The sequence below is a fragment of the Pseudomonas fluorescens genome (assembly GCF_018614775.1).
Lineage (GTDB): Bacteria > Pseudomonadota > Gammaproteobacteria > Pseudomonadales > Pseudomonadaceae > Aquipseudomonas > Aquipseudomonas fluorescens_BY.
Genome location: NZ_JAGGOF010000008.1, coordinates 40,944 through 63,695 on the forward strand (window position 1 = coordinate 40,944; position 22,752 = coordinate 63,695).

Genomic DNA, 22,752 nt, shown 5'->3' on the forward strand with positions numbered 1-22,752 from the left:
CTATTTATTTTTATGCGGGTCAGCAGATTGTGCGACCGGGCTGGTTAGCCAGCCCGGTCGGTGTTGCAGTTAAGAGCCGATGTAAGAGGTCTTCACCACGGTGTAGAACTCTTGCGCGTAGCGACCTTGCTCGCGCGAACCATAGGACGAGCCTTTGCGCCCGCCGAACGGCACGTGGTAATCCACGCCGGCGGTTGGCAGGTTGACCATCACCATGCCCGCCTGGGAATGGCGCTTGAAGTGGTTGGCGTACTTCAGCGATGTGGTGGCAATACCGGCGGACAGACCGAACTCGGTGTCGTTGGCCATCGCCAGCGCCGCCTCGTAGTCGGCCACGCGCACGACGTTGGCGACCGGGCCAAAGATCTCTTCGCGGCTGATGCGCATCGACGCTTCGCTGTCGGCGAACAGAGTCGGTGCCAGGAAGTAACCTTCGGTGTCGCACGTCACCAGTCCACCACCGCTGACCAGCCGCGCACCTTCGCTCTGGCCGATGTCGATGTACTTCATGTCCTGGTTGAGCTGCGCTTCGGAAACCACCGGACCGATGTCGGTACCGGCTTTCAGCGCATGGCCGACCTTGATCGATTTCATGCGTTCAGCCATGGCTTCGACGAACTTGTCGTGGATGCCGGCGGTGACGATCAGGCGGCTGGAGGCCGTGCAACGTTGGCCGGTGGAGTAGAACGCGCTCTGCACCGCCAGTTCGACCGCCTGCTTGAGGTCGGCGTCGTCGAGGATGATCTGCGGGTTCTTGCCACCCATTTCCAACTGCACCTTGGCCTGGCGCGACACGCAGTTGACGGCGATCTGCCGGCCCACGCCCACGGAGCCGGTGAAGCTGATGCCGTCGACTTTCGGGCTGTTGACCAGTACTTCGCCGACGACGCGGCCGCTGCCCATCACCAGGTTGAACGCACCGGCCGGGAAACCGGCGCGGGAAATGATTTCCGCCAGGGCCCAGGCACAACCCGGCACCAGCTCGGCGGGTTTGATCACCACGCAGTTGCCGTAGGCCAGGGCCGGGGCGATTTTCCACGCGGGGATGGCGATCGGGAAGTTCCACGGGGTGATCAGACCGACCACGCCCAAGGCTTCGCGGGTCACTTCAACGTTGACGCCCGGGCGTACCGACGGCACATAGTCACCGGACAGGCGCAGGCATTCACCGGCGAAGAATTTGAAAATGTTGCCGGCGCGGGTCACTTCGCCAATGGCTTCGGGCAGGGTCTTGCCCTCTTCCCGGGCCAGCAGTTGGCCAAGCTCTTCACGGCGGACGAGAATCTCGCTGCCGACTTTGTCCAGCGCATCGTGACGCGCCTGGATGCCCGAGGTCGACCAGGCCGGAAAGGCGGCGCGGGCGGCTTCGATGGCGGCATTGACCTGTGCTGCGTCAGCCTTGGCGTATTCACCGATGACATCGGACAGGTCAGACGGGTTGATGTTGGTGCAATAGTCGGCACCGGCCACCCACTGACCGTTGATGTAGTTATCGAAACGCTTTGCATCTGCCACTGAGCTACTCCTCACAAAAAGCCTGTCTGGTTCCGATCGTTGGTTCCGATCGTTCCCACGCTCAGCGTGGGAACGCCTCAACGGACGCTCTGCGTTCGGCTTTTGGGGACGCAGAGCGACCCTGGCTGCATTCCCACGCAGAGCATCGGAACGAAAGCCGCTGATTGCTCAGCGGCTTTGTCGGGTCTGTTACTGCTTGCCTTGCTTGTCGATCAGCGCGGCCAGTGCTTCGTATTCTTCTGGCAGCAGGTCGGTCAGCGGCGTACGCACAGGGCCTGCGTCATAGCCGGCGATTTTCGCGCCCGCCTTGACGATGCTCACGGCGTAGCCAGCCTTGCGGTTGCGGATGTCCAGGTACGGCAGGAAGAAGTCATCGATGATCTTGCCGACGGTCTCGTGATCGTCGCGGGCAATGGCGTGGTAGAAGTCCATCGCGGTTTTCGGGATGAAGTTGAACACCGCCGAGGAGTAGACCGGTACGCCCAGAGCCTTGTAGGCCGCGGCGTAGACTTCAGCGGTCGGCAGGCCGCCCAGGTAGCTGAAACGATCGCCGAGGCGGCGACGGATCGACACCATCAGTTCGATATCGCCCAGGCCGTCCTTGTAGCCGATCAGGTTCGGGCAACGCTCGGCCAATTGTTCCAGCTGGGTAGCGTTCAGGCGGCAGACGTTGCGGTTGTACACCACCACGCCGATCTTCACCGATTTGCACACCGCTTCAACGTGTGCGGCAACGCCGTCCTGGCTGGCTTCGGTCAGGTAGTGCGGCAGCAGCAACAGACCCTTGGCGCCCAGGCGCTCGGCTTCCTGAGCGTACTCGATGGCCTGGCGGGTGGCACCGCCGACACCAGCAAGGATTGGCACGCTGGTGGCGCAGGTATCGACGGCGGTCTTGATGACTTGCGAATACTCGCTGGCGGCCAGGGAGAAGAATTCACCGGTACCGCCGGCGGCGAACAGGGCGGAGGCGCCGTACGGGGCCAGCCACTCGAGGCGCTTGATGTAGCTGTCGCGATTGAAATCGCCAAGGGCCGTGAAATCGGTGACCGGGAACGACAGCAGGCCAGACGAGAGGATGGACTTCAGTTCTTGTGGATTCATTATTCGAACACCCTGGGACGCAAATTATGTGTGAGAGAGTTAAGCTTCGGCCAGAAGTTGTAGGTCATCGTACAACTTAAATAACCTGCGTCAACTGCATTTCGTCATCAAAGGGTAAAAAAGCCAGGCGCACCGCTCGTCAGCACTGTCGACTCTGCCAGTAGGCAGCCTTCCAGGCAGTGGTCATAACTGCGCAGGTGGCCGTTCACGGCCCGATCTCACAGGGAGCGACACCATGACGACGACATTCGAAAAACCCACCCTCAAGGATTTTCCAGCCGGTTCTTCCGGGGAGGTAGCGATCAGCCTGGCGAAGGCCGGCAAGACATTGACCGTGCAGATTCCGGATTCGAACATCTCACCGAACGCATCCGTGCACCTGACCCTCGGCGCGGCCTCGAAACCGCCGGAATGGACGGGCAACCTTGAGCCGATGATGGTCAACAAGACGCCTGAGACGCACCCGGATGACTTCGAGGTGGCGGAACTGCGCAAGGGGGTGACGTTAGCGGTGCCCGGCGACACGCTGAAAACGTTCAGCGGCCGCTTGGTCGAGCTGCGCTACACGTTTACTTACGAGAGCGGCGGTGCTGATACGTCCAAGCCACTGAATGTGCGGATCAAGGCGTAGGTGCGGTGACATTCAAATCAATGCCATCCCGTGGGAGCAAAGCTGTGCTCCCACGGGCTCTGTGTTCGCCCCTGGATGGATCCGAGTGCCTCAGCCCTGCGCCTGCGCTTCTTCATGAGCCTGGCGCAACCGCTCGCGGCTGTTGGTCAGGTGCAGGCGCATGGCGGCGCGGGCCGCGTCGGAGTCCTGGCGGGCGATGGCTTCGTAGATTTCCTCGTGCTCGCGGCTCAGGCGGTCCATGTAGTGCTGCTGGTCGTCGTGGGCCAAGCGCGCCGAGTTCAGCCGGGTGCGCGGGATGATGCTGGTGCCCAGGTGGGTCATGATGTCGGTGAAGTAGCGGTTGCCGGTGGACAGGGCGATTTCCAGATGGAACGCGAAGTCCGACGCCACTGCATCGCTGGCGTGGGCCGCGCTTTCCTTCAACGCGTCGAGGGCGGCGCGCATGGTCGCCAGTTGCTCGTCACTGCGACGTTGCGCCGCCAGGCCCGCGGACTCCACCTCCAGGCTGATGCGCAATTCCAGGATCGCCAGCACATCGCGCAAAGTGACCACCGTGGCCGGATCGATGCGGAAACCGCTCGGGCTTGGCGTGTCCAGCACGAAGGTGCCGATGCCATGCCGGGTTTCCACTTGACCGGCGGCCTGCAACCGGGAAATCGCCTCCCGCACCACGGTGCGGCTGACGCCATGGGCTTCCATGATCGCCGACTCGGTGGGCAATTTATCGCCACGCTTGAGCAGGCCGTCGCGAATCTGCTCGGTCAGCACCGTCACCAGCTCCTGCGCCAGGCTGCGGCGCTTGCGGGGAAGGCGGGGTACGTCGATCGGGTTTTCCATGGGTCTGTGTCTCGGCAAGCGGCTGAATGCGCATCATCATAGCGCAAGGTGGTTGTACGATCACCGTTGATGCGGTGGTGAATGCAATGCTGAAACCGAGTTGCCTTCATCGCGAGCAGGCTCGCTCCCACAATTGGATCGGTTGTGGACATGAGCATCCGGTGCACCACAACCCCTTGTGGGAGCGAGCCTGCTCGCGATAGCGGCGGGTCAGCCACAGCAATCCGACTGATCTGCCGCTATCGCGAGCAAGCCCGCTCCCACAGGTTTTATGGTGGTCAGGCGGTTGCGGTGCGCTCCAGCAGTTGGCCATTTTCAATACGCACGTGTCGCGGATGGAAACGTTTCAAACTGCTTCGGTGGCCGACGCTGACGATACTCAGGCCCGGCAACTGGTCGATCAGCGCCTGGTACAGCGTCGCCTCATCTTCTTCATCCATCGCCGACGTCGCTTCATCCATGTACAACCACTGCGGTGCGTAAAGCAACGCGCGGGCAAAGGCCAGCCGTTGTTGCTCGCCAGGCGAAAGCATGCGCTGCCAGTGATTGCTTTCATCCAGACGCGCAATCAAGTGCGGCAACCGGCAAGTCTCCAACACCTGTGCATAACGTTCGTTGGGGTAGACGTCGCCGGCTTGTGGATAACTCAGCACCTCGCGCAGGCTGCCAATGGGCAGGTAGGGCTTTTGCGGCAGGAACAGATAGCGCGCCGACGGCAGCAGGATATTGCCATGCCCGGCCGGCCACAAATGCCCCATCGCCCGGAACAGCGTGGACTTGCCACTGCCCGACCGCCCGCTGAGCATCAGCCGCTCACCCGGTTGCACGGTCATCTCAGCGTTGCTGAGCAGATGACGACCATCAGCCAGGTCCAGCCCCAGGTTGTTCACCTTCAACACACTGCCCTGGTTCTGCACGTCGATGGCCGGCACGCGGTCTTCGTTGTCGCTCATGGCCTGGCGGAAACTCAGCAGTCGGTCGCAGGTGGCGCGCCAGGCGGCGAGTTGAGCATAGGCATCGATGAACCAGCTGAAATTCTCCTGCACATTGCCGAAGGCCGAGTTGATCTGCATCAGTTCGCCGAGCTGGATCTTGCCGGCGAAATAACGCGGCGCGGCGACGATGAACGGGAAAATGATCGCGATCTGGCCGTAGCCGGAGGTGAAGAAGGTCAGGCGCTTGGACACCCGCATGATGTCCCAGAAGTTATGCCAGACCAGCCCGAAACGTTCGCTCAAGCGCCGGTTCTCGTTGGGCTCGCCGTTGTACAGGGCAATACTCTCGGCGTTTTCGCGCACCCGCACCATGGAGAAACGCAGGTCGGCTTCGAAGCGCTGCTGGTTGTTGTTCAGGCCGATCAGGCGACGACCGATCAGGTGGGTCAACCAACTGCCCACCACCGCATACACCAGCGCGCTCCAGAACATATAGCCGGGAATGGTGTAGCCGAACACCTCGATGCTGCCGGACACGCCCCACAAAATGATCGAGAACGACACCAGGCTGACCACGGTGCGCAGCAAACCCAACCCCAGGCTCAGGGTATTGGTGGTGAAGCTGTTGAGGTCTTCGGAAATCCGCTGGTCCGGATTGTCGGTATAACCGCCCTGCTCCAGCTGGTAGTAATTCTTGTGGTTGAGCCAGCGGGCAAAATGCTGCTCGGTCAGCCAGGCCCGCCAGCGAATGGTGAGCATCTGCGTGAGGTACAGGCGATACACCGCACCGAGGATCGCCACCGCGGCGATGCCACAGAAGTACAGGATCAACTGCCAGAACGCCGTGCTGTTCTTCTCTTGCAGGGCGTTGTAGAAATCCTTGTACCAACTGTTGAGCCACACCGAAATCGCCACGCTGAACAGCGACAGCGCGATGACGGCAATCAACAGCGTCCAGGCCTTGCCCTTCTCCTCACTGCGCCAGTACGGCGTGGTCATTTGCCAGACACGGCGGAAAAACTGCCCGCGCACTGCGTCATTGACCGCGGAATATTCAGCGTTCTGATTCATGGTTAAGGCTCGATAGAAAAGAGAACAGACTCGGGCCGATCATAGTGCAACGGCCCGATTTATCGCGAGGGTGTGGGCAACATCCGTTCAGCGCAGGTTCAGCGACGCACCGGGCGCTTCTGCAATTTGCGCTGCAGGGTCCGCCGGTGCATGCCCAGGGCGCGAGCGGTGGCGGAAATGTTGCCTTCGTGCTCGGTCAGCACCCGCTGGATGTGCTCCCACTGCAGGCGATCCACCGACATCGGGTTTTCCGGCACCAGGGTGTCGAGGTCGGCATGTTCGGACAGCAGCGCCGCCAACACGTCATCGGCGTCCGCCGGTTTGCACAGGTAATTGCAGGCGCCGCGCTTGATGGCCTCGACCGCGGTGGCGATGCTCGAGTAGCCGGTGAGGATCACCACGCGCATTTCCGGGTCCAGCTCCAGCAACTTGGGCAGCAGCACCAGGCCCGAATCGCCATCCATCTTCAGGTCGAGAGCGGCGTAATCCGGCAGGTCGGCCTGGGCGATGGTCAGGCCCTCTTCGGCGGAACCGGCGGTGCTCACGCGAAAGCCGCGACGGGACATGGCCCTGGCCATGACGCGGGTGAACGTGGCGTCGTCATCTACCAGCAACAGGTGCGGCAGTTCTTCGCCGTCGACTTGGATTTCGTCACTCATGCTTCGTCTCCTCGGTCGGCATGGGGCAGGCGCAGCTCGGTCAGCGTGCCGCCGCTCTCATGGGGGTAGAGTTTCACCGAGCCGCCAGCGCGTGTCACGCTGGCTTTGCTCAAAAACAGGCCCAGGCCCAGGCCTTTGCCCTTGGTGGTATAGAACGGTTTGCCGATCTGCTCGGCAATCGCCAACGGCACACCGGCGCCGTGGTCACGAATACTGATGGTCAGCTCATAGGCGTTCCAGTCCAGCGCCACTTCCAGCCCTTCGGGGCAGGCATCGGCGGCGTTGTTCAGCAGGTTCAACAACGCCTGGGTCAAATCCGGTGGCGGCGCCATGCGCGGCACCGGCCCCTGGCCCAGGCGCTGGAAGCGATAACTGGCTTCCGGGCGCATCAGGTGCCAGCGGTTCAGGGCTTCGTCGAGCCAGTCGGTGACGTCCTGCATGTCAATGGCCAGCCGCCGATTGGCCTCGGCGGCCCGCACCAGATACTGCAGGGTCTCCTTGCAGAGCTTGACCTGATCCTGCAACACGCTGAGATCGTCCTGCAGCGCCGGGTCTGGATGGTCCTGTTGCATTTCCTTGAGCAGCACGCTCATGGTCGCCAGCGGCGTGCCCAACTCATGGGCAGCACCGGCCGCCTGGGTTGCCACGGCCAGCAACTGCTCGTCCCGCAGGCCCTCTTCACGACGAATGGCCCGCAGCTCTTCCTGGCGGCGCAACTCCTCGGCCATGCGCGCGGCAAAAAACGTGATGACCGCTGCGGCCAGGGCGAAACTCAACCACATGCCATAGACCTGCAGGTTTTCCCGGGCGATGGGGAAGGTTTCCAGGGGGTAGAAGCGCACCAGCAGCAAGGTGTACAACGCCAGGGCGATGCCGGACAGGATCAGCGAAAAGCGCCACGGCAACGTGACGGCGGCGATGGTCAACGGCACCAGGTAATAGGACACGAAGGGGTTGGTGGAGCCGCCGGAAAAATACAGCAGGGCGCTGTGGATAAACAGGTCACCGGCCAACTGCACCGCGTATTCCAGCTCGGTCACCGGCCATGAGGCCCGCAAGCGAATCGCCGTCAGCGCGCACAGCACCGAGGAACAGACCAGGGTGATCGCCAGTTGCAGCCAGGGCAGCGGCAGCAGGTTGAACCAATAGGCCAGGCCCACCGACCCGGCCTGGGCTGCCAGGACCAGAATGCGGATGAACGTCAAGCGCCAGAGGTTCTGGCGAGAAGCGGAAGTCAGTAGCAAAGGGGCGAGCATGAGCTCTCCTGATGAGCGCTCCAGGCGAATCGCACGGAGTATAACCAACGCACGGCTTGCGCAGGCAGCTCTGCGGCAAAGCGCCACAGCTGCAAGCCAGAGGCTAGACTTACACTCTTTTACTTGCAGCTTGAAGCTTGCCGCTTGAAGCTGCTCTTTTTCCAAGGAGCTTTCATGCACATGTTCAGTCGCCCCGCCGCCCTGCTCGCCCTCAGCCTCGGCACCGTCGCCAGCCTGCCGGCCCTGGCCGCCGATGAGCTGCACTACAACCAGATTTCCCTGCGTGCCGAAGCCAGCCAGGAAGTGGCCCGCGACCTGATGATCGTCACCCTCTACACCGAGGAACAAAACACCGACCCGGCCAAACTTGCCGCCGCCGTCAGCACCACGCTGAACAACGCCATCGGCCAGGCCAAGCAGGTCAAGGACATCACCCTGAGCCAGGGCAGCCGCAACAGCTACCCGATCTACGACAACAAAGGCGGGAAAATCACCGGCTGGCGCGAACGCGCCGAACTGCGCCTGGAAAGCGCCGACTTCGCCGCCCTGTCCAAACTCACCGGCGAGCTGCTGACCGACATGAAAATGGGCGGCATGGACTTCGCCATCTCCACCCCCACCCGCCAGAGCAGCGAAGACGCCTTGCTCAAGGACGCCGTCAACGCCTTCAAGGCCCGCGCCCAACTGGCCACCGAAGCCCTGGGTGGCAAGGGTTACAAAATCGTCAACCTGAACCTCAACACCAACGGCTACCCACAACCCTTCATGCGCGCCCCCATGATGATGAAAGGCGCCTCCATGGACGCCGAATCCGTCACGCCTGAAGTGGAAGCGGGCACCAGCAAAGTGAGCATGACGGCGGATGGCGCGATTGAAGTGTTGATGCAGTAACCCGCCTGATCATTCCCACGCTCCGCGTGGGAATGCCTCCTCGGACGCTCCGCGTTCGGCTTTGGAAGGGACGCAGAGCGTCCCGGACTGCATTCCTCACAGCACGTAGAACGATCAACGCACCTCGCTTTACTTCAGCAACGCCACGGCGGAGCGGGCGAGGTTGATGAACAACTCATCATCCTGCGCATCAAAATCGCCATCCCCGTCGGCGTCACCTTTTACGTCCACCTTGTCGTATTTTCCGTTCTTCGATGAAGAAGAAACCGACGTCGAAAAGTCCAGTTCCTTGCCCGTGTAGAACTCGAACAGCACCTCAGGGTTGCTGTCGCGATCAAGGTCTTCAATTGAAATGCGGATTTCTTTAGCAGCCATGGTCACACCTCATCCAGAGAATTAGGTCAGTACGGCGCCGCTACTCGGGTCAATGCGCAACGGCATTCACCATACTAACCACGCCCCCCGGGCCGTCTACTGTCAGAAATGTCAGGTGGATACCCGCACAGTGATATCCGAAGCGCTAGTGTGGCGAAGGGCTTTAACTCCTCGCCACAGGTTACTGTCTGACCTGATGCAACGCCTGCGCTACACCTCGGCCGGACTGGCTTGCGCCTCAAGCTGATCCAGCGCCTTGTCCACCAACAACTGGCACAACTCCACCAACTGCTGAATCCCCAACGCCACACTGCGCCGGGTGCCCTCCACTTCGAAAGCCAGGTCTTCGGCCATGGCTTTGACCGAGGCCAGGGTTTCGGAGGTGCTGGTCAACAGCGTGTCGGTGTCGGCTTTGGCGGTGACGGAGAACAGGCTGTCGATGCGTGGGTCGGTGGGTTGCTCTGGCGATTTGGGATTGAGGTAGTGGTCCAAGACGCGTTCGGCGGTTGCGCGGTCCTTGAGTAGATCTTCGATGGCGTCGAAGCCGGAAAGAGGATTGGTTTTGTTGAAGGGTGGGTCGGGAATCAACTTGTCCATATATGCTCCTACTAAAGATTGGAGCCATCCTTGTGTCGTTTCCACGCGACAATAAGGTGGCAGCGGTGCGCGGGGTGGAAATACCGGTTAGTAGTACCCGGCCAGACCGAAGCCTGCCCACGCACAGCTGCCGCGACGCAGTTTGCAGACGAAACGAGACGTCGGCAACACTGTTCAGCCATGCCACTACTAAGGATCAGGTTTCCACACCCGGTCGCTGATTAGGCAGCGACACTCAAAGGTTAGAGAGCCCGCTTCCGACGGACAACCTTAAAAACTCGTGGGACATTTCGTTGCGGAGCAGGTGATCCGTCCTACGCACATGAATGATTTGTACTCGGGGGGCGCTCACCGCAGGGCGGGTTCCCAGCCAATCATTACGTCCCTTAAAAAAGCTTTTGACACTGGTAAAAGCAGCGTGCGAGTGTTGTCCACGTTTTATGGAACGTGGACAACCAGAGAACAGCCTGCCATGAAAGGTCAAGATTTATGAGATTAAGGTAATTTCACTATAACGACCTCATCAGAACCTTTGGGCAGTTCCAGAAGGTACTTCCATTTCTCTAGGATCTTGCGCCACTCTTGCAAGGTAAACCTGCTGTCTGGCTGAGCGGTCCATTCTTCGTTAACCAAAATATCAACTTGTACGCCTGAGGCGCCCATGTTTAATAGGACATCATTCCCCCCTGTACTTGTCGACTCCTGCGAACCGTCTTCAACCGAAGAGAGATGAGCCAGTAACTGATCACAACGTTTCGGGGTTTGGGCGATTGCACCAAGAACACTACAGACATAAAGCTCATAGCGCTCCATATTTTCCTGACCAGGGATAACTTCCGCCACCGGATGAAACACATCTCCAGCTATTGGGTGGAACCCCATTGCCGCATGATAGAACTTCAATTCCACGTTACGTCCCTCTAATTTAAGGCTTGTACACAGGATAAACTGTTGTCCTGGGTGAAATATACCCTTGAACCGATACTCCCGAGGGCGTTACAGATCGCCACATTGTGCCCGTAACTACTTTACGAGGACTGTTCCACGCGGCATCCACTTCATGAACCAGCCTTTCCTTATCCCAAGCAGCAGGAAACATAGTATTCACCTCACCATTAGCAGGCTTGACGATCCACTGTCCAGGATTTCTTAGGTCAGGTACTTCTACGGTAGCCTCATAGACACCGTAGGGATCAGGTGCCGTTTGAGTCCCCGGCACTATCCTCACGTCACCATTCAACAAAGTATGACCGCCGGTAGGTGTGCCGTTCGTTTTATAGTCCGCTCCAATAATATGGTCGTAATCCACTGGACTGCTATACATATTCCCCGGCGATAAGCCCCCATCCACCGCAGGCGAAGTGGTGCTCCAGCCACCGTTATTCTCGATCGTACTTCCCCCGGTACTGCCAGACCCTGAAGGCAGTACGATGGAGCCACCCGAGCTAACAGGATGAAGCGAGTCGTTATTTTCTGCCGGAAAATCCAGCAAACCATATTTAGGATCAAGCAAATGAACCGGAAAAGTAGTTTTAAAAATGAACAACCACAACTCTGCCGACATGCTCAACTGTTGTTGTCCGGAGTAACCTGCCTCATCTAGAGATGATATGACTGAATTCGCCGCCACCCGCATGTTTTCTTGGTTTTGTGGTGAGCTTTCAGTTGACAGCAATGCCGCCCCTAAAGCGGCAACGGCGCCGCCGGCCAGCAGGGGAATTGGTACGAAACTTGATACTCCAGGATGAGGGTTCTGTAACCGCTGAAGCAACACCAACATCCCGTACGCCTGATCGGGATTCTGACCTGCAATGTCGGCTATTTTTTTAGCAAGAGCCCGCACCTCAGCCGTTTCCGGACCTTTAGTAATGCCGAGTAATGCATCGCCCGCGGCGGCTGCTCTGCGCTCGGCATCACGGCTACCGAGCTGGCGTTTAAAGGCTCGGACTACAGTGACTTTGTTTGCATCGTCAAAACTATGGCCCACCGCAATATTCGCAGCGCCAAAGAGCAAGTCCGTTAAAATATTTAACGACTCAAGACTATTTTCGCCGTAGTTTTCAACGCTTTTTTCCCATTTATCGAGTGTCTTTTTCGGATTGAGTACCGCTTCGACAGAAGTACCGGACGCATACAACTCCGTCCGATGCTCCTCATCCCGAGTCACCTCGTACGCCTTGCTCACATCCCGATTCAGCCCCGCTGTGGAGTCGGCGCCCGTGACCTTGTCGTCACGCACCACAATCTCGCCTTCTCCCACCGTGGCACGAAGAATCTGCTCACGGTCCTTGTTGTAGTTGTAACCCTCGACCGCCCAGCTGTTCTTCTCTTTACCTTCCATGCCTTTGTTGGGTTTGTCAGTTTGCGAGCCGCTACCGGCGTTGTAGCTACCACTGACGCTGAGGTAATAACCATGCTCGTTGTCTTTACCGGTAATATCGCGGAAACCCAACGTATCGGTATCGAATTTCAGGTTGCCGTTGTCTGCAGCCAGTACCGCCCCATCCAGTTGGGTATGGTCCTCGGTACGAATGTCGACCTTGTTCTTGCCGCTGATAACGGTCTGGTTCTCGACCCAATTGGTTTTGCCGTTGGTCTGGCCGTAGCCCACCGAGCCGCTGACAGTGACGCCATAGCTCACGGCCACTGTGAGGCTGGCATCGAACTCTTTACCCTCGGCTTTGCCTGTATTCGGTACGGACGTTACGGTGAGGTTGCGACCGACATCGCCGATTACTTCATCCCCACGCAAGGTGGCACCGGCGACGGTGGTGTCGCGACCGCTTTCGAAGTTCAGTTGGTTACCGGCGTAGAGGTACGCCTCCTGCTGCTGGACCCCTTCACGCTCAAGGTTTCCCAGGCCGATGTTGACGCTGCCATAAACACCGACACCGTCTTGCCCGAGGATGAGGCCGCCTTCGGTGCCCCAGCTGCGTCGATTGCTATCACTGCTGGAGGCATTCTGCGCAGACAGGATTTTCAGGTCGTTACCTGCCTTGAGCTTGATATCCCGCTCAGCAGTTGCCTCGGTGCCAATCAGGGTGAGGTCATTTTTGGCGTTCAGGTTGATATCACCGCCGGCATTGAGCTGCGTCGCCGTGGACGTGCCCTGCATCGACTCATCCTCGCCACCCGCGGCGCTCAGGCCGACACCCAGCTTGAAGCCACCCGTGGTCCCGCCCTTTACACCGCCCTTGCTTTGGGTTTGATGACTATCCGTACTTTGCGAACCGTGGGCCACGTCGAGTGTGATGTTGCGCCCACTCACGTTGATGTCACGTCCGGCGTCGAGCCGGCCGCCACTTGCGCTCACATCGTTGCCCGCCTCAAGGCTGACATCGTTGCCTGCCGAAAGGCTGGAGGGGCGATTAGTCAGCGAAGTTTGAGTCTGGCTCTGGCTGGTACTTGAACCGCCCATGTGCCCGTCGAACTTGGGACCGCTGAAGAACTGATCGAGGGCGTCAACGGTTTTCAGAACGCTCGAAGTTTTACTGACGCCATCTTCGCCTTTGCCCGTCCCGCCCAAGGCATCGATCGTGTTGCCAACGTTATAGGCGACAGTGGTCGTGGTGCCGTTCCGCTTTACACTTTCGGTGGTGGTGACTTGGCTCCGCTCGTTGGCGGCAAGGATGTTGATGTCGCGTGCTGCTTTCAACTTGATGTCGTTGTCAGCCTGGAGGTCGGACCCCATCTGATTGATATCGCGTTTGGCGTCAATCCGTACATCATGTCCTGCGTCAACAAGGCTGCCTGCGGCGGTATTACCGTCGGCATCACGTCCTTTCTTGATCGTTTCATTGCCGACGAACGTGGTGTAACCGTTGTTGTCGACGTCCTGCTTGATGCCGTAGCTTTTATCGGTTTTCCAATCCTTGCTTCTGTGTTGATTGGTGCCGGCAAGTATGTTCACGTCGCGCCCGGCATCAAGCGTTGCATTTCGGTCAGCGCTTACGCCGCTGCCAACGATATTGATGTCTCGGGCAGCGTCCAGCACGGCATCGTTCCCGGCGCTGATCTGACTTCCAACGCTGGTGCTGCTAACAACTTCACGGCCTTTTTTCTGCGATGAACTCAGGGTGATATCCGCGCCCGCCCCCGGCGTACCGGCAAACAGACCTACGGTGTCCTTGAGGGACAGGCCAACCTTTTTCTTGTATTCCTCAGTTCGGCTATAAGCCTGGTCATCGGCTGCGGTGAGATCGATATCGCCTGTTTTGTCGACTAGACCGGCGTGCAGCTCAGCATTGTTCTTCGCGGTGATCTCACTGGCTTGCATTGTGATGTCATGGCCGGCAACGAGGACCACGTCGTTAGCAGCGCTCAACTCGCTGCCCACCTGAGTCACGTTGGTCTGCAGTTGGCTTTTGCCACTTTTGGACAGGCCAAACAAACCGGTTTTTGTCTTTTTGCTGTACGCCCCGCTTTCTTCCGTAGCGGAGAGCACCGCCACGTCATTGGTGGCACCGACGATCAAGTCACTCCCGGCCTTCAACTCGCTGCCCATGACCGTGACATTCCGCCCGCCATTGAGACTGACGTTGCCGTCTCCGTCCAAAGCGGTATTGACGGTGAGATCTCGTCCTGCCTCGATGACAGACGCCACATTAGTACTGCTGTAACTTTGCCTCTCAGTCGTTTTGCTACGTCCGAACGAACCTTTCTTTTTCTTGTAGTAATAAGAGGAAGCCTCGTCTTGCGCGGAGGCGATGACGACGTCTTGATCGGCGTTCAGGCTGACATCATCCGTGGCCTTGATCCGGCTAGCGATGATGCCGAGGTCATTACCCGCATTCAGCGCGATGTCGCGGCCTGCATTTAATACCGACGACTGCTGGGTGACGCTATGCGTTTCATTCGCCCGCCTTTTGCTGCGCGAGACGTAATCGCTCTCGTTGGCGGCTGAAGTGATGACAATGTCATTACCGGAATCGACAATGAGATCACGCTTGGCATCCAACCGACTGGCAACAACAGCAACATCGCGATCAGCACTGATCGACAAGTCCCGTCCGGAAGTCACTTCAGCTGCATGTTGGGTAATGGTCTGGTTGAGGAAGTTGCTGCCACGGGAATCGGTACGACGGTCCTCAACCGAAGTGATATTCACATCCTGACCCGCGATAAGCTTGAGGTCTTCCCCGCTTCGCAATACCCCACCGATATTGCTGATGTTGCGCCCGGCATCGATCTTGAGATCATTGGCCGCCTCAATCCGCGCGGCATTGTTCAGGATATCCCGGTGCTGAAGCGTCCCACCGTAGTTGGTATCAAAACCGTATACGTCCCGCTGATTGATCACATCACCCTTGGTAGCGGTCAAACTGACGTCGCGGCCGGAAATGATGCCACCGGCGCTGTTGATAATGTTATTTCCAGCCTTAAGCGTCAGGCGCTCGCCAGCCTCGATCAATCCGCTGTTGGTGAGGTTGTTGCCCGCCTCGGCCGAGAGGTTGTTAGACGCACGTAGCGTGCCGGCGTTGTTCAAATCCGCACCGGCAATCAAGGTCACATCACCGCCCTGAACCAATGCACCGTTGGGGGCCAGGCGATTATTGGCCTGTGCCAGGTAGAGCACCGGCACAAGCACCTTCTCTCCATTCACTTCGTGCTCTTCGAGCCAGACGATGTCATGCGTCAGGGCTGCCACTTGCTGGGAGGACAACGTCACACCCAGGGACAGGTTGAGCTGCTCCTTGCTGGCTATGGCGTTGTTCATCAGATACTTGAACATCGCTTCATCGGAGGTTTGGCCATCAATCCAGCGCTGACCGGTGCGGGCGACCACCGCTTGTTGCACCAAACGCTGTTCGAACAGGCCATCGCCGAGACGTTTGGCGCTGGTGTCCGGGTTGTAACCCAGTTTATCCAGTAGGTAGTCCGAACTCATGAACTGCTTGAGGTCGGTCAGCGCCGGGTTGGTTTCGATCAGGTATTTTTGCGGGTTGGTGCGCACGCTGCTGTCGGGAAGCCCCTGGACATGCGTTATATCAAAAGCACCCTCGTCGCGGTTGGGCAACAGCACACCAACCGGGCCGTCGCCAGCGCTTGCATTGACATTGATAAGGGCTGTCTTATCGGCAAGGTTCAACGATGGCCGAGCGGCCAGGATCAAGTCGCGTTTGTTTATTGCAACCGGATCGTTCTGATCGAACTGCAAAGCAGTGGCAGGCCTTGCTGGATATCCAACAGAGCGCTCAGCAATCGTGCCAGTAATCGAGCCAATGGTACGGCCTTCGCCTGGAGCAGTCGTCTGCTCGCTTGCACCTTTGCCGCTGAGGCGGAACAGACCATTGTTTCCTACCGGCAGGGTGAAGCCCGGCAATGCCAGTGGATTGACTTGCTGTTGAGCCAAGTCCGGTGGCAATTGCGGGTTCAAGAAGACTATGGTTGGTTTGACGGCGCTGTTGACCCCTGTATCAGCCGAGGCTTTGGCTGTGCCATTAAAGTTGGTGTAAGGGTTGAGGTTACCGTTGTTGATCGTGGTCTTGGCGTTGATTTCTACGGTTTGTCCAGCCTGCACGATGGACGAAACGCTGCCGCCGCCGTTGGTAAAAATACGATCGTCCTTTCTTAGCTCACCAGACAAAATCTGGGTGGGTATTGCAACTTCGGAACCTATGCCGAACTTAGCGTTGACATCGTTGAGCTTCTGTTTGTCAAGCGAGTTGTATTCCCAAAAGCTGCCGCCCTTGTCCGGCTCATGCCACGTTCTAATGTAGTCATACTGATTTCTTGAGTTTCGATTTGCATAACTTTGCAGACTTGAACTAATCCAACTTGTTTGCTTATTTGGCAATCCGCCCAGTTTGTAAATCCGCGAACGGGTAAAGCTGCCAGACTGAAGGCCAAAGTTATCGAAAGTATCGACATCGAGCTTGATATTTTTGCCTGCAGAAATCAGCGATGCCGTGTTGGTAAAGGATCCGACGTTTCCGGTCAGGTTACCTGCAACGGTGAGAGACGCTTGCGGTCCCGAAATTGTCGATGTCGACTCAAAGCTCTCGTTAACGTAGAACGTACCCGCCCCGTCAAACGTAATATCCCCGGAGATAAATTTCTCTTCGCCAACTACGCCTTCGGTTTTATTGTTGAAACTATTCGCCGACAACGAAAAATCACCATCAACATTAATCGATGCGGCGAGGTTGTTGACGTTATTCGCCCGACCGCCATCCCTCCCAGCGATCGTCAGATTTCCGATACTGTAAATATCACCGGTCTGGTTGGTGAAGTCATTGGCAAACAGATTCATGTTGCCGCGGCTGAAGATCAGCCCGGTGTTATTGGCCAGGCTGGCGGTCTTGATCGTGAGCTCCTGGGCGGCGCCGAGCGTACCGGTGTTGCTCACCGCCCCGGCATTGAGCATCAAGTCGTCATTGGAGGTCAGGCGACCGCCTACGTTATTCAGCAAACCGTCCACGTTGATAGCGCCAAGCCCGCCTGAGCCGATGCTCGAAACGCTCGTCAAACCGAGCTGCGCAGCCTTGAAGGTCAGATTACCCAGGCTGCTCACGCGACCGTCGCCGCTGTAGCCGCCAGTCAGTTGGATATCCAGGCTGCCATCGCTGGCAATCAACCCGTTGTTAATCCAGTTTCCGCCTTTGCTTATAAGTTGGTTCGCAGCCAACAACTGTCCACTGGCAGTCTGCGTGAAGTTGTCGACGTTGACCGTCAGGCGCCCAGCCTGAATCACGCTACTGTTGGTCCAGCTACCTGCGTTCAGCGTCAGCCCACCACGCGTCAATAACGAACCACCGGCATTCATGACATTGACCGTGGAAATACCGAACTCTCCCAGGCCAATATGCGTGACAGCTCCACCTGCATTGAGGAGGCTCGGTGCTGTAAGGGTAAGATCAGTATTAGCGGACTCCAGTAGACCGTTACGGTTATCGAACAGGCTACCGATCTGGAAATCGGTCTTGCCGCTGCTACCTAACGCCCGCAACTTACCGCTCTGGTTGTCGAGGCTGGCGGCTCGCACGGCGAGAGTGGTGGCGCTTTCTACCAGGCCGCCAGAGTTGGTAAGGCTGCCATTGACGCCAAGTTCGATATTGCTGCCGCTGATTTGACCGGCGTTGTTGCTCAACGAACCGGCCGCGACGTTCACCCTTCCTTTGGCGTAGATTCCGCCGCCACCGTTGTCTAGCGCGTTAGTACCGGCATCGAGCAGGATGTCGCCGGTGTTGGCGGCGATGCGGCCGGCGTCACTGTAAATGCCGCCCAACGCTCGCAGGTCAAGGCGGCTGCCTTCGAGCTTGCCGCCCTGGCCGTTGCGTAGCACTCCGGTCAAGCGAGTTTGTAACAGGCCTTTCAAGCTGGACAGCACGCCGCTCCGACTGTCGAGGCTGGCGGCAGTAAGATTCAAGTCGCCGGTCTGGGCGATGATTTTGCCGCCCTGGTTGTCAATGGCGCCGCTCCCCGCGTCCACGCTCAGCTCGCCGTAGCTCTGCAACGCGCCTTTGGCATTGTTCAGTCCGACGGTGGTCAGGGCCACGCCGGCGTCACGGCTGGAGATCAGGCCATCGGCGTTGTTGTCAGCAGTGCCGTCAACGGTGAGATTCAATTGGCCGATGGCCGAAATTGTCCCACTCATGCTGTTGTTTAAATCGCCTGAAGTCAGCAGGCTCAATATGGACTGGCTGATCAACTGGCCGCCCTGGTTGTCGACGCCACTGGAGCGTTTAATGACCAGTGGGCCGGTACTGCCAAGTGCACCGTTGATGTTCGTCAGGGCGCCAAGCAAGTCGAGGGTGACGCTATCTGCCCCCACCAGAGTGCCATTGGTGTTATTCAGTTGAGAGCCCGTGAAGGTCAGCGCTTTGCTGGCGGTGACACGGCCTGACATATTATCCAAACCGGCTGCACGGATACTCAGGATGTCACCGCTTTCGATCAGGCCGTTCAAGGTGTTGGTAAGGGACCCTCCGGTGAAAGTCAGCGTCTGTTTGCCGCCGCTGGTCACGATACCGCTGGAGTTGTCGAGACTGGCCGCCGTGACGCTCAGCTCGCCCTTACCGGCTAAACCGCCTTTGCTGTGGTTGATCAACGCACCGCTGAGGTCGATGGTCAGGTTACCGAGCAAACTGGAAACCGTACCCTCCTGACTGTTATCGAGCACGCCGCCACTGATCAGCAAACCATTCCAGCCGGACACCAAGCCGCCCTGATTTTTCATCTCGGCAGCGGTGAGGCTCAGTTGATCATTGCTGATCAGATTACCGCCACGGTTATCCAGGCGGTTGCCGGTCAGGCTGTAGCTGTTGACGCTGGAGATTTCACCCATCTGGTTATCGAGGTCATGCAGATGAGCGATGCTCAATATGCCTTTGGTGTTGATCAAACCATTGCGGTTATCCAGATCTCCCGTCGCCGGCCCCAGATCGATGTCGATGCCCAACCCGCCCAGCAGCGTGCCACCCTGGTTGTTCAGGCCGACACTGTCGAGATTCAGTTGTCTTGCAGCCTTGATCGTGCCGTTGTCGTTAATTAGCAATCCATCAACGGTCACGCCAAGATCGGCGTCACTGAGCAATACACCGCCACCGCTGTTATTCAAGCTCGCTGCCCGAATTTTCAGCGCAGCAGCAGCGATCTTGCCTTTGATCGACGTCAGCGCGTTGTCGACGGTCAGCGTGAGTTTGTGATTGCTGAGCAACTGACCGCCGCTGTTGTCCAGCGACTTGGCGCCCAGATCGAAAGCCAGGTCGCTGGAAATTTCACCGCCACGGTTGTTCACTTCACCTAGATTTTTCAGCAACAACTGACCCGGCGCACCGACAAATCCGTTCTGGTTATTCAACACGCCGCCGTTCAAGTCGATGCTCAGATTGCCCTTGCTGAACAACTTGCCAGCGTTCTGATCCAGACCCTGGAGAGTGGCCACTAACGAATTGGTCGCGCCTATGCTGCCAGCGGCATTAATCACCTGACCGGCGCTTACTTCCAACTGGTCGCCGGAATAAATATTGCCCTGGCTATTGTTCAACACACCCGTGGTGATGTTCAGTTTGTTCTTGCTGCTCAGGATGCCTTTCTGTTGGTTGTCCAGCGCATTACTGTTGATCGTGAGCGTTGTGTCGGTCAGAAGTTGGCCGGCCTGGTTATTGACGGCATCGCGGGTTTCGATAGCCAAGTCCTTCGCGCTGGAGACTGTGCCGCTGTTGTTGCTCAGGCGTTGGGCATCGATCGTTAGCAAGCCTTCGCTGAAGACGCCACCCTGATCGTTATTCAGATCCGAGGACAGATTGATCGCGAGGTCACGCTGGGTGGTCAGCCGACCGCTGTTTTCCAACGTTCTCCCCGTCAGCGTCAGCCCCGTGTCGCCGGACACGAGCCCCTTGTTGCGGTTGATGATCTGCCCCACGGTCAAGGCCAGGTTTCCGCCAGCCAGGATGTAGCCGCTGTCGCTATTATCAAGCCAGGCCCCCGTCAGGGTCACGTCTGCCTTGCTTGACAGCTCGCCAGTGCGGTTATCGAGACGATCGACGGTCAGTGCCAGTGCGTTGGTCGCGCCTACCAAACCTTCTTGGCGGTTATCCAACTCAGCTGCTTTGATCGTGAGACCGTTATCAGCGATGACCACGCCTGCCTGATTGTCAAAAAAATCGGCGATGGTGAGATCGACCTCTCCTCGAGTACGGATTTGGCCGTTAGCGTTGTTCAGCGTGGTGCTGCGGCTGTCGAGGCCGGCGGAGGCAATCAATCCTTTTATATTGCTGAGCGCCTGATCGATGACGAATGTCAGCTTTTCATTGCTCAGTAATTTTCCGCCATCGTTGTTCAGGCTTTGCGCATTGATACTCCAGGCTTTTGCGCCGGAAATCTCTCCGCCGCTGTTGTTCACCTCATTGAGGTTTTTCAGAAGCAATTGACCCGGTGTATGCAGATAGCCGCGCTGGTTATTCAATAGACCGTGATTGACATCCAGGGTCAGGTCGCTGTTGCTGAACAGCTCGCCGCCATCCTGCTCCAGCGAGGTGACCGACACCTGGAGCTGTTGTTGGCTGCCGATTTTCCCGCCCGAGTTGTCGAGATGCGCCGCTGTTAGCAACAACGCGCCGTCGGTGGCGAGACTGCCACCCTGACGGTTTTTCAGCTCACCGGTGGTCAATGTTGAACTGGCCTTCGCGCTGATGAGGCCCCGGTCACTGTTGTCGAGGCTGGCGCTGTTGAACGTCAGGCCTTTTTGCGATGCGATCAGGCCGCCTTGATTAAGCGCCGCGCCGACGGATGTAAGTGCCATCGTCTCAAGGCTCGAAAGCTTACCCAAGCGATTGTTGAGGCGACCGGCGTCCAAGGTCATTTGACCTTCACTACTAATCAGGCCTTGCTGGTTGTCGAGGCTGTCATCGAAGTTCAGGGCCAGGCTGCCCTGGGTGACAATCCGCCCGCCGATATTACTCAGTCCGATACCACTGAGCGTACTTGCGCCTTTGCTGAAGAGCAGGCCATTGGTGGCGTTGATGATCTGTTCGACCTTCAGGCCCAGCGTGGTGTCGGACAGCACCTTGCCGCCCTCACTGTTGTCCATGCGAGCGCCCTGGATGTGGAGATCCAGTTGGCTGGACAGCGAGCCACCGCGATTGTCGATTTGATCGACGTTCATTGTCAGTGTCTTGAGCGATCCGACCCAACCATCCTGGCGGTTATCCAGATTCTTACCGGTCAGGACCAGATTGCCCTCAGCAACCAGCTCGCCGCCCTGTTGGGTCAAAGTGTCGATAGTCGCTTCGATATTACCCTTGCCGGAAATCCGCCCAGAACCGTTGGCCACATCTTTGGCCTTCAGGTTCATCGCACCTGTCGAAGTGATCAGCCCCCCATTACGGTTATCCAGCGTATCGCCTTCGAACGTCAATGCAGCCTTGCTTTCGATGCGGCCCTTGGCTCGGTTGTCCAGTTCATTAACCAACAGCTTCGCGGTCTGATCGGCGCGAATGAGTCCCTCGCGGTTATCGACACCGGTGCTGCTGATGGCCAGGGTATTAAGGCTGGAAATTTTGCCGGTGCGGTTATCCAAGCGAGAGGTTTGAACATCCATCGCGCCATTGGCCTGAATCAGGCCTTTCTGATTGTTGAGCTGAGCGCCGACCCGGGTGGTCAGCGTCCCTTCGCTGGTCATCTGACCCTGCTGACTGTTGTCGAGCTGTTGTGCTCGAACGGCTAACGCCTGTTTTGCACCGAGCTTGCCGTTGCTGTTGTTGATCGTATCGAGCGCGGTCAGATCCAGCAGACGCCCTGCCGTCATCAAGCCTGAGACATTATCCAGCGACGTAACCGTCAGTACGGTGTTGGTTTGGCTGGAGAGTTCACCATTACTGTTAATGAGCTGCCCGACGTTACCAGCGATATTACCGCTGCTGATGACACCGCTATTGTTCAGGATCCTACCGGCATTCAGGCTCAAGCCGTTGTCGCTCAGAACGCGCCCGGTGTTGCGGTTATCCAGCGTTTGGACGGTGACTACGGCGGCTGCCCCGCTGATCGTCCCACCCTGATTGTTCAGGGTTTGCGCCACGGTGGCCGTCAGGTTGCGGCTGGCGATCACGCTCTTGCCGTTGTTGTTGAGATTCTGCGCGATCAGGCTCACATCACCCGTAACATTACGCGTGTTATCGGCATTGACCCCGGCTTCAATAATCCCGCGGTTGGTCAGCTGCCCAGCGCTGGTCAAGCTGATCTGATCGCGCGCCGCGATGTTCTGCTGCACGTCCAGCGCACCGCTGGTTTGCACGTTGACGCTGGTGCCATAGACCGCGCCTTGCACGTTGGCACCGGCCGCCTTGACGTTGACCGCGCCCGTGGCCGAGGTATCGGCCAGGCTCAGTTGCCCGTTGGCGTCGAGCTGGATATCTCCACCGCTGGCGATCAGCTTGCCGTCG

12 protein-coding genes are annotated in these 22,752 nt (G+C 58.2%); 2 read left to right on the forward strand and 10 right to left on the reverse strand.

All coding sequences use genetic code 11. The features are described from left to right. Positions 1–69: 69 nt before the first annotated feature. Together J7E36_RS02150 and kdgD are read right to left on the reverse strand one after the other, a co-directional pair. Positions 70–1,515 carry an aldehyde dehydrogenase family protein gene (locus J7E36_RS02150; protein ID WP_214999421.1) on the reverse strand — a complete coding sequence of 482 codons (1,446 nt, stop codon included), beginning with the start codon at positions 1,513–1,515 and terminating at the stop codon, positions 70–72. A gap of 189 nt (positions 1,516–1,704) precedes the next feature. Then, complete coding sequence (gene kdgD, locus J7E36_RS02155; protein WP_214999424.1) at positions 1,705–2,616, reverse strand: 5-dehydro-4-deoxyglucarate dehydratase; 912 nt, start codon at positions 2,614–2,616, stop codon at positions 1,705–1,707. Positions 2,617–2,851: 235 nt separating this feature from the next. Between kdgD and J7E36_RS02160 the strand changes: the two genes are divergently transcribed. After that, positions 2,852–3,247 carry a hypothetical protein gene (locus tag J7E36_RS02160; protein ID WP_214999426.1) on the forward strand — a complete coding sequence of 132 codons (396 nt, stop codon included), beginning with the start codon at positions 2,852–2,854 and terminating at the stop codon, positions 3,245–3,247. Between the two features lie 90 nt (positions 3,248–3,337). Here J7E36_RS02160 and J7E36_RS02165 read toward each other — a convergent pair whose 3' ends face one another. The 4 genes from J7E36_RS02165 to J7E36_RS02180 form a co-directional block, all read right to left on the reverse strand. Beyond that, the gene (locus tag J7E36_RS02165) at positions 3,338–4,084 is read right to left on the reverse strand and encodes a FadR/GntR family transcriptional regulator (protein ID WP_214999428.1); all 747 of its coding nucleotides are present in this window, start codon (positions 4,082–4,084) and stop codon (positions 3,338–3,340) included. Positions 4,085–4,362: 278 nt separating this feature from the next. Beyond that, the gene (locus J7E36_RS02170; RefSeq protein ID WP_214999430.1) at positions 4,363–6,090 is read right to left on the reverse strand and encodes an ABC transporter ATP-binding protein/permease; all 1,728 of its coding nucleotides are present in this window, start codon (positions 6,088–6,090) and stop codon (positions 4,363–4,365) included. A gap of 98 nt (positions 6,091–6,188) precedes the next feature. Then, positions 6,189–6,749, reverse strand: a complete 561-nt coding sequence (locus J7E36_RS02175) for a response regulator transcription factor (protein ID WP_003177957.1) — start codon at positions 6,747–6,749, stop codon at positions 6,189–6,191. Further along, positions 6,746–8,005 (reverse strand): ATP-binding protein, encoded by a 1,260-nt coding sequence (locus tag J7E36_RS02180; protein WP_214999432.1) that lies wholly within the window; start codon positions 8,003–8,005, stop codon positions 6,746–6,748. Before J7E36_RS02180 ends, J7E36_RS02175 begins: the two co-directional genes overlap by 4 nt. A 174-nt stretch (positions 8,006–8,179) precedes the next feature. On the opposite strand from J7E36_RS02180, the gene J7E36_RS02185 reads away from it, so the two are divergent. Then, on the forward strand, positions 8,180–8,896 hold the full coding sequence (locus tag J7E36_RS02185) for an SIMPL domain-containing protein (RefSeq protein WP_214999434.1): 717 nt from the start codon (positions 8,180–8,182) through the stop codon (positions 8,894–8,896). 129 nt (positions 8,897–9,025) lie between these two features. Here the strand turns inward: J7E36_RS02185 and J7E36_RS02190 are convergent, their stop codons facing one another. The 4 genes from J7E36_RS02190 to J7E36_RS02205 form a co-directional block, all read right to left on the reverse strand. Next, on the reverse strand, positions 9,026–9,271 hold the full coding sequence (locus J7E36_RS02190) for a hypothetical protein (protein WP_214999436.1): 246 nt from the start codon (positions 9,269–9,271) through the stop codon (positions 9,026–9,028). A gap of 210 nt (positions 9,272–9,481) precedes the next feature. Then, on the reverse strand, positions 9,482–9,868 hold the full coding sequence (locus J7E36_RS02195; protein ID WP_214999438.1) for a DUF6124 family protein: 387 nt from the start codon (positions 9,866–9,868) through the stop codon (positions 9,482–9,484). A gap of 495 nt (positions 9,869–10,363) precedes the next feature. Continuing rightward, on the reverse strand, positions 10,364–10,777 hold the full coding sequence (locus J7E36_RS02200; RefSeq protein WP_214999440.1) for a hypothetical protein: 414 nt from the start codon (positions 10,775–10,777) through the stop codon (positions 10,364–10,366). Between the two features lie 16 nt (positions 10,778–10,793). Continuing rightward, positions 10,794–22,752: hemagglutinin repeat-containing protein (locus J7E36_RS02205; protein ID WP_214999442.1), on the reverse strand; the 11,959-nt coding region annotated here is incomplete at its 5' end.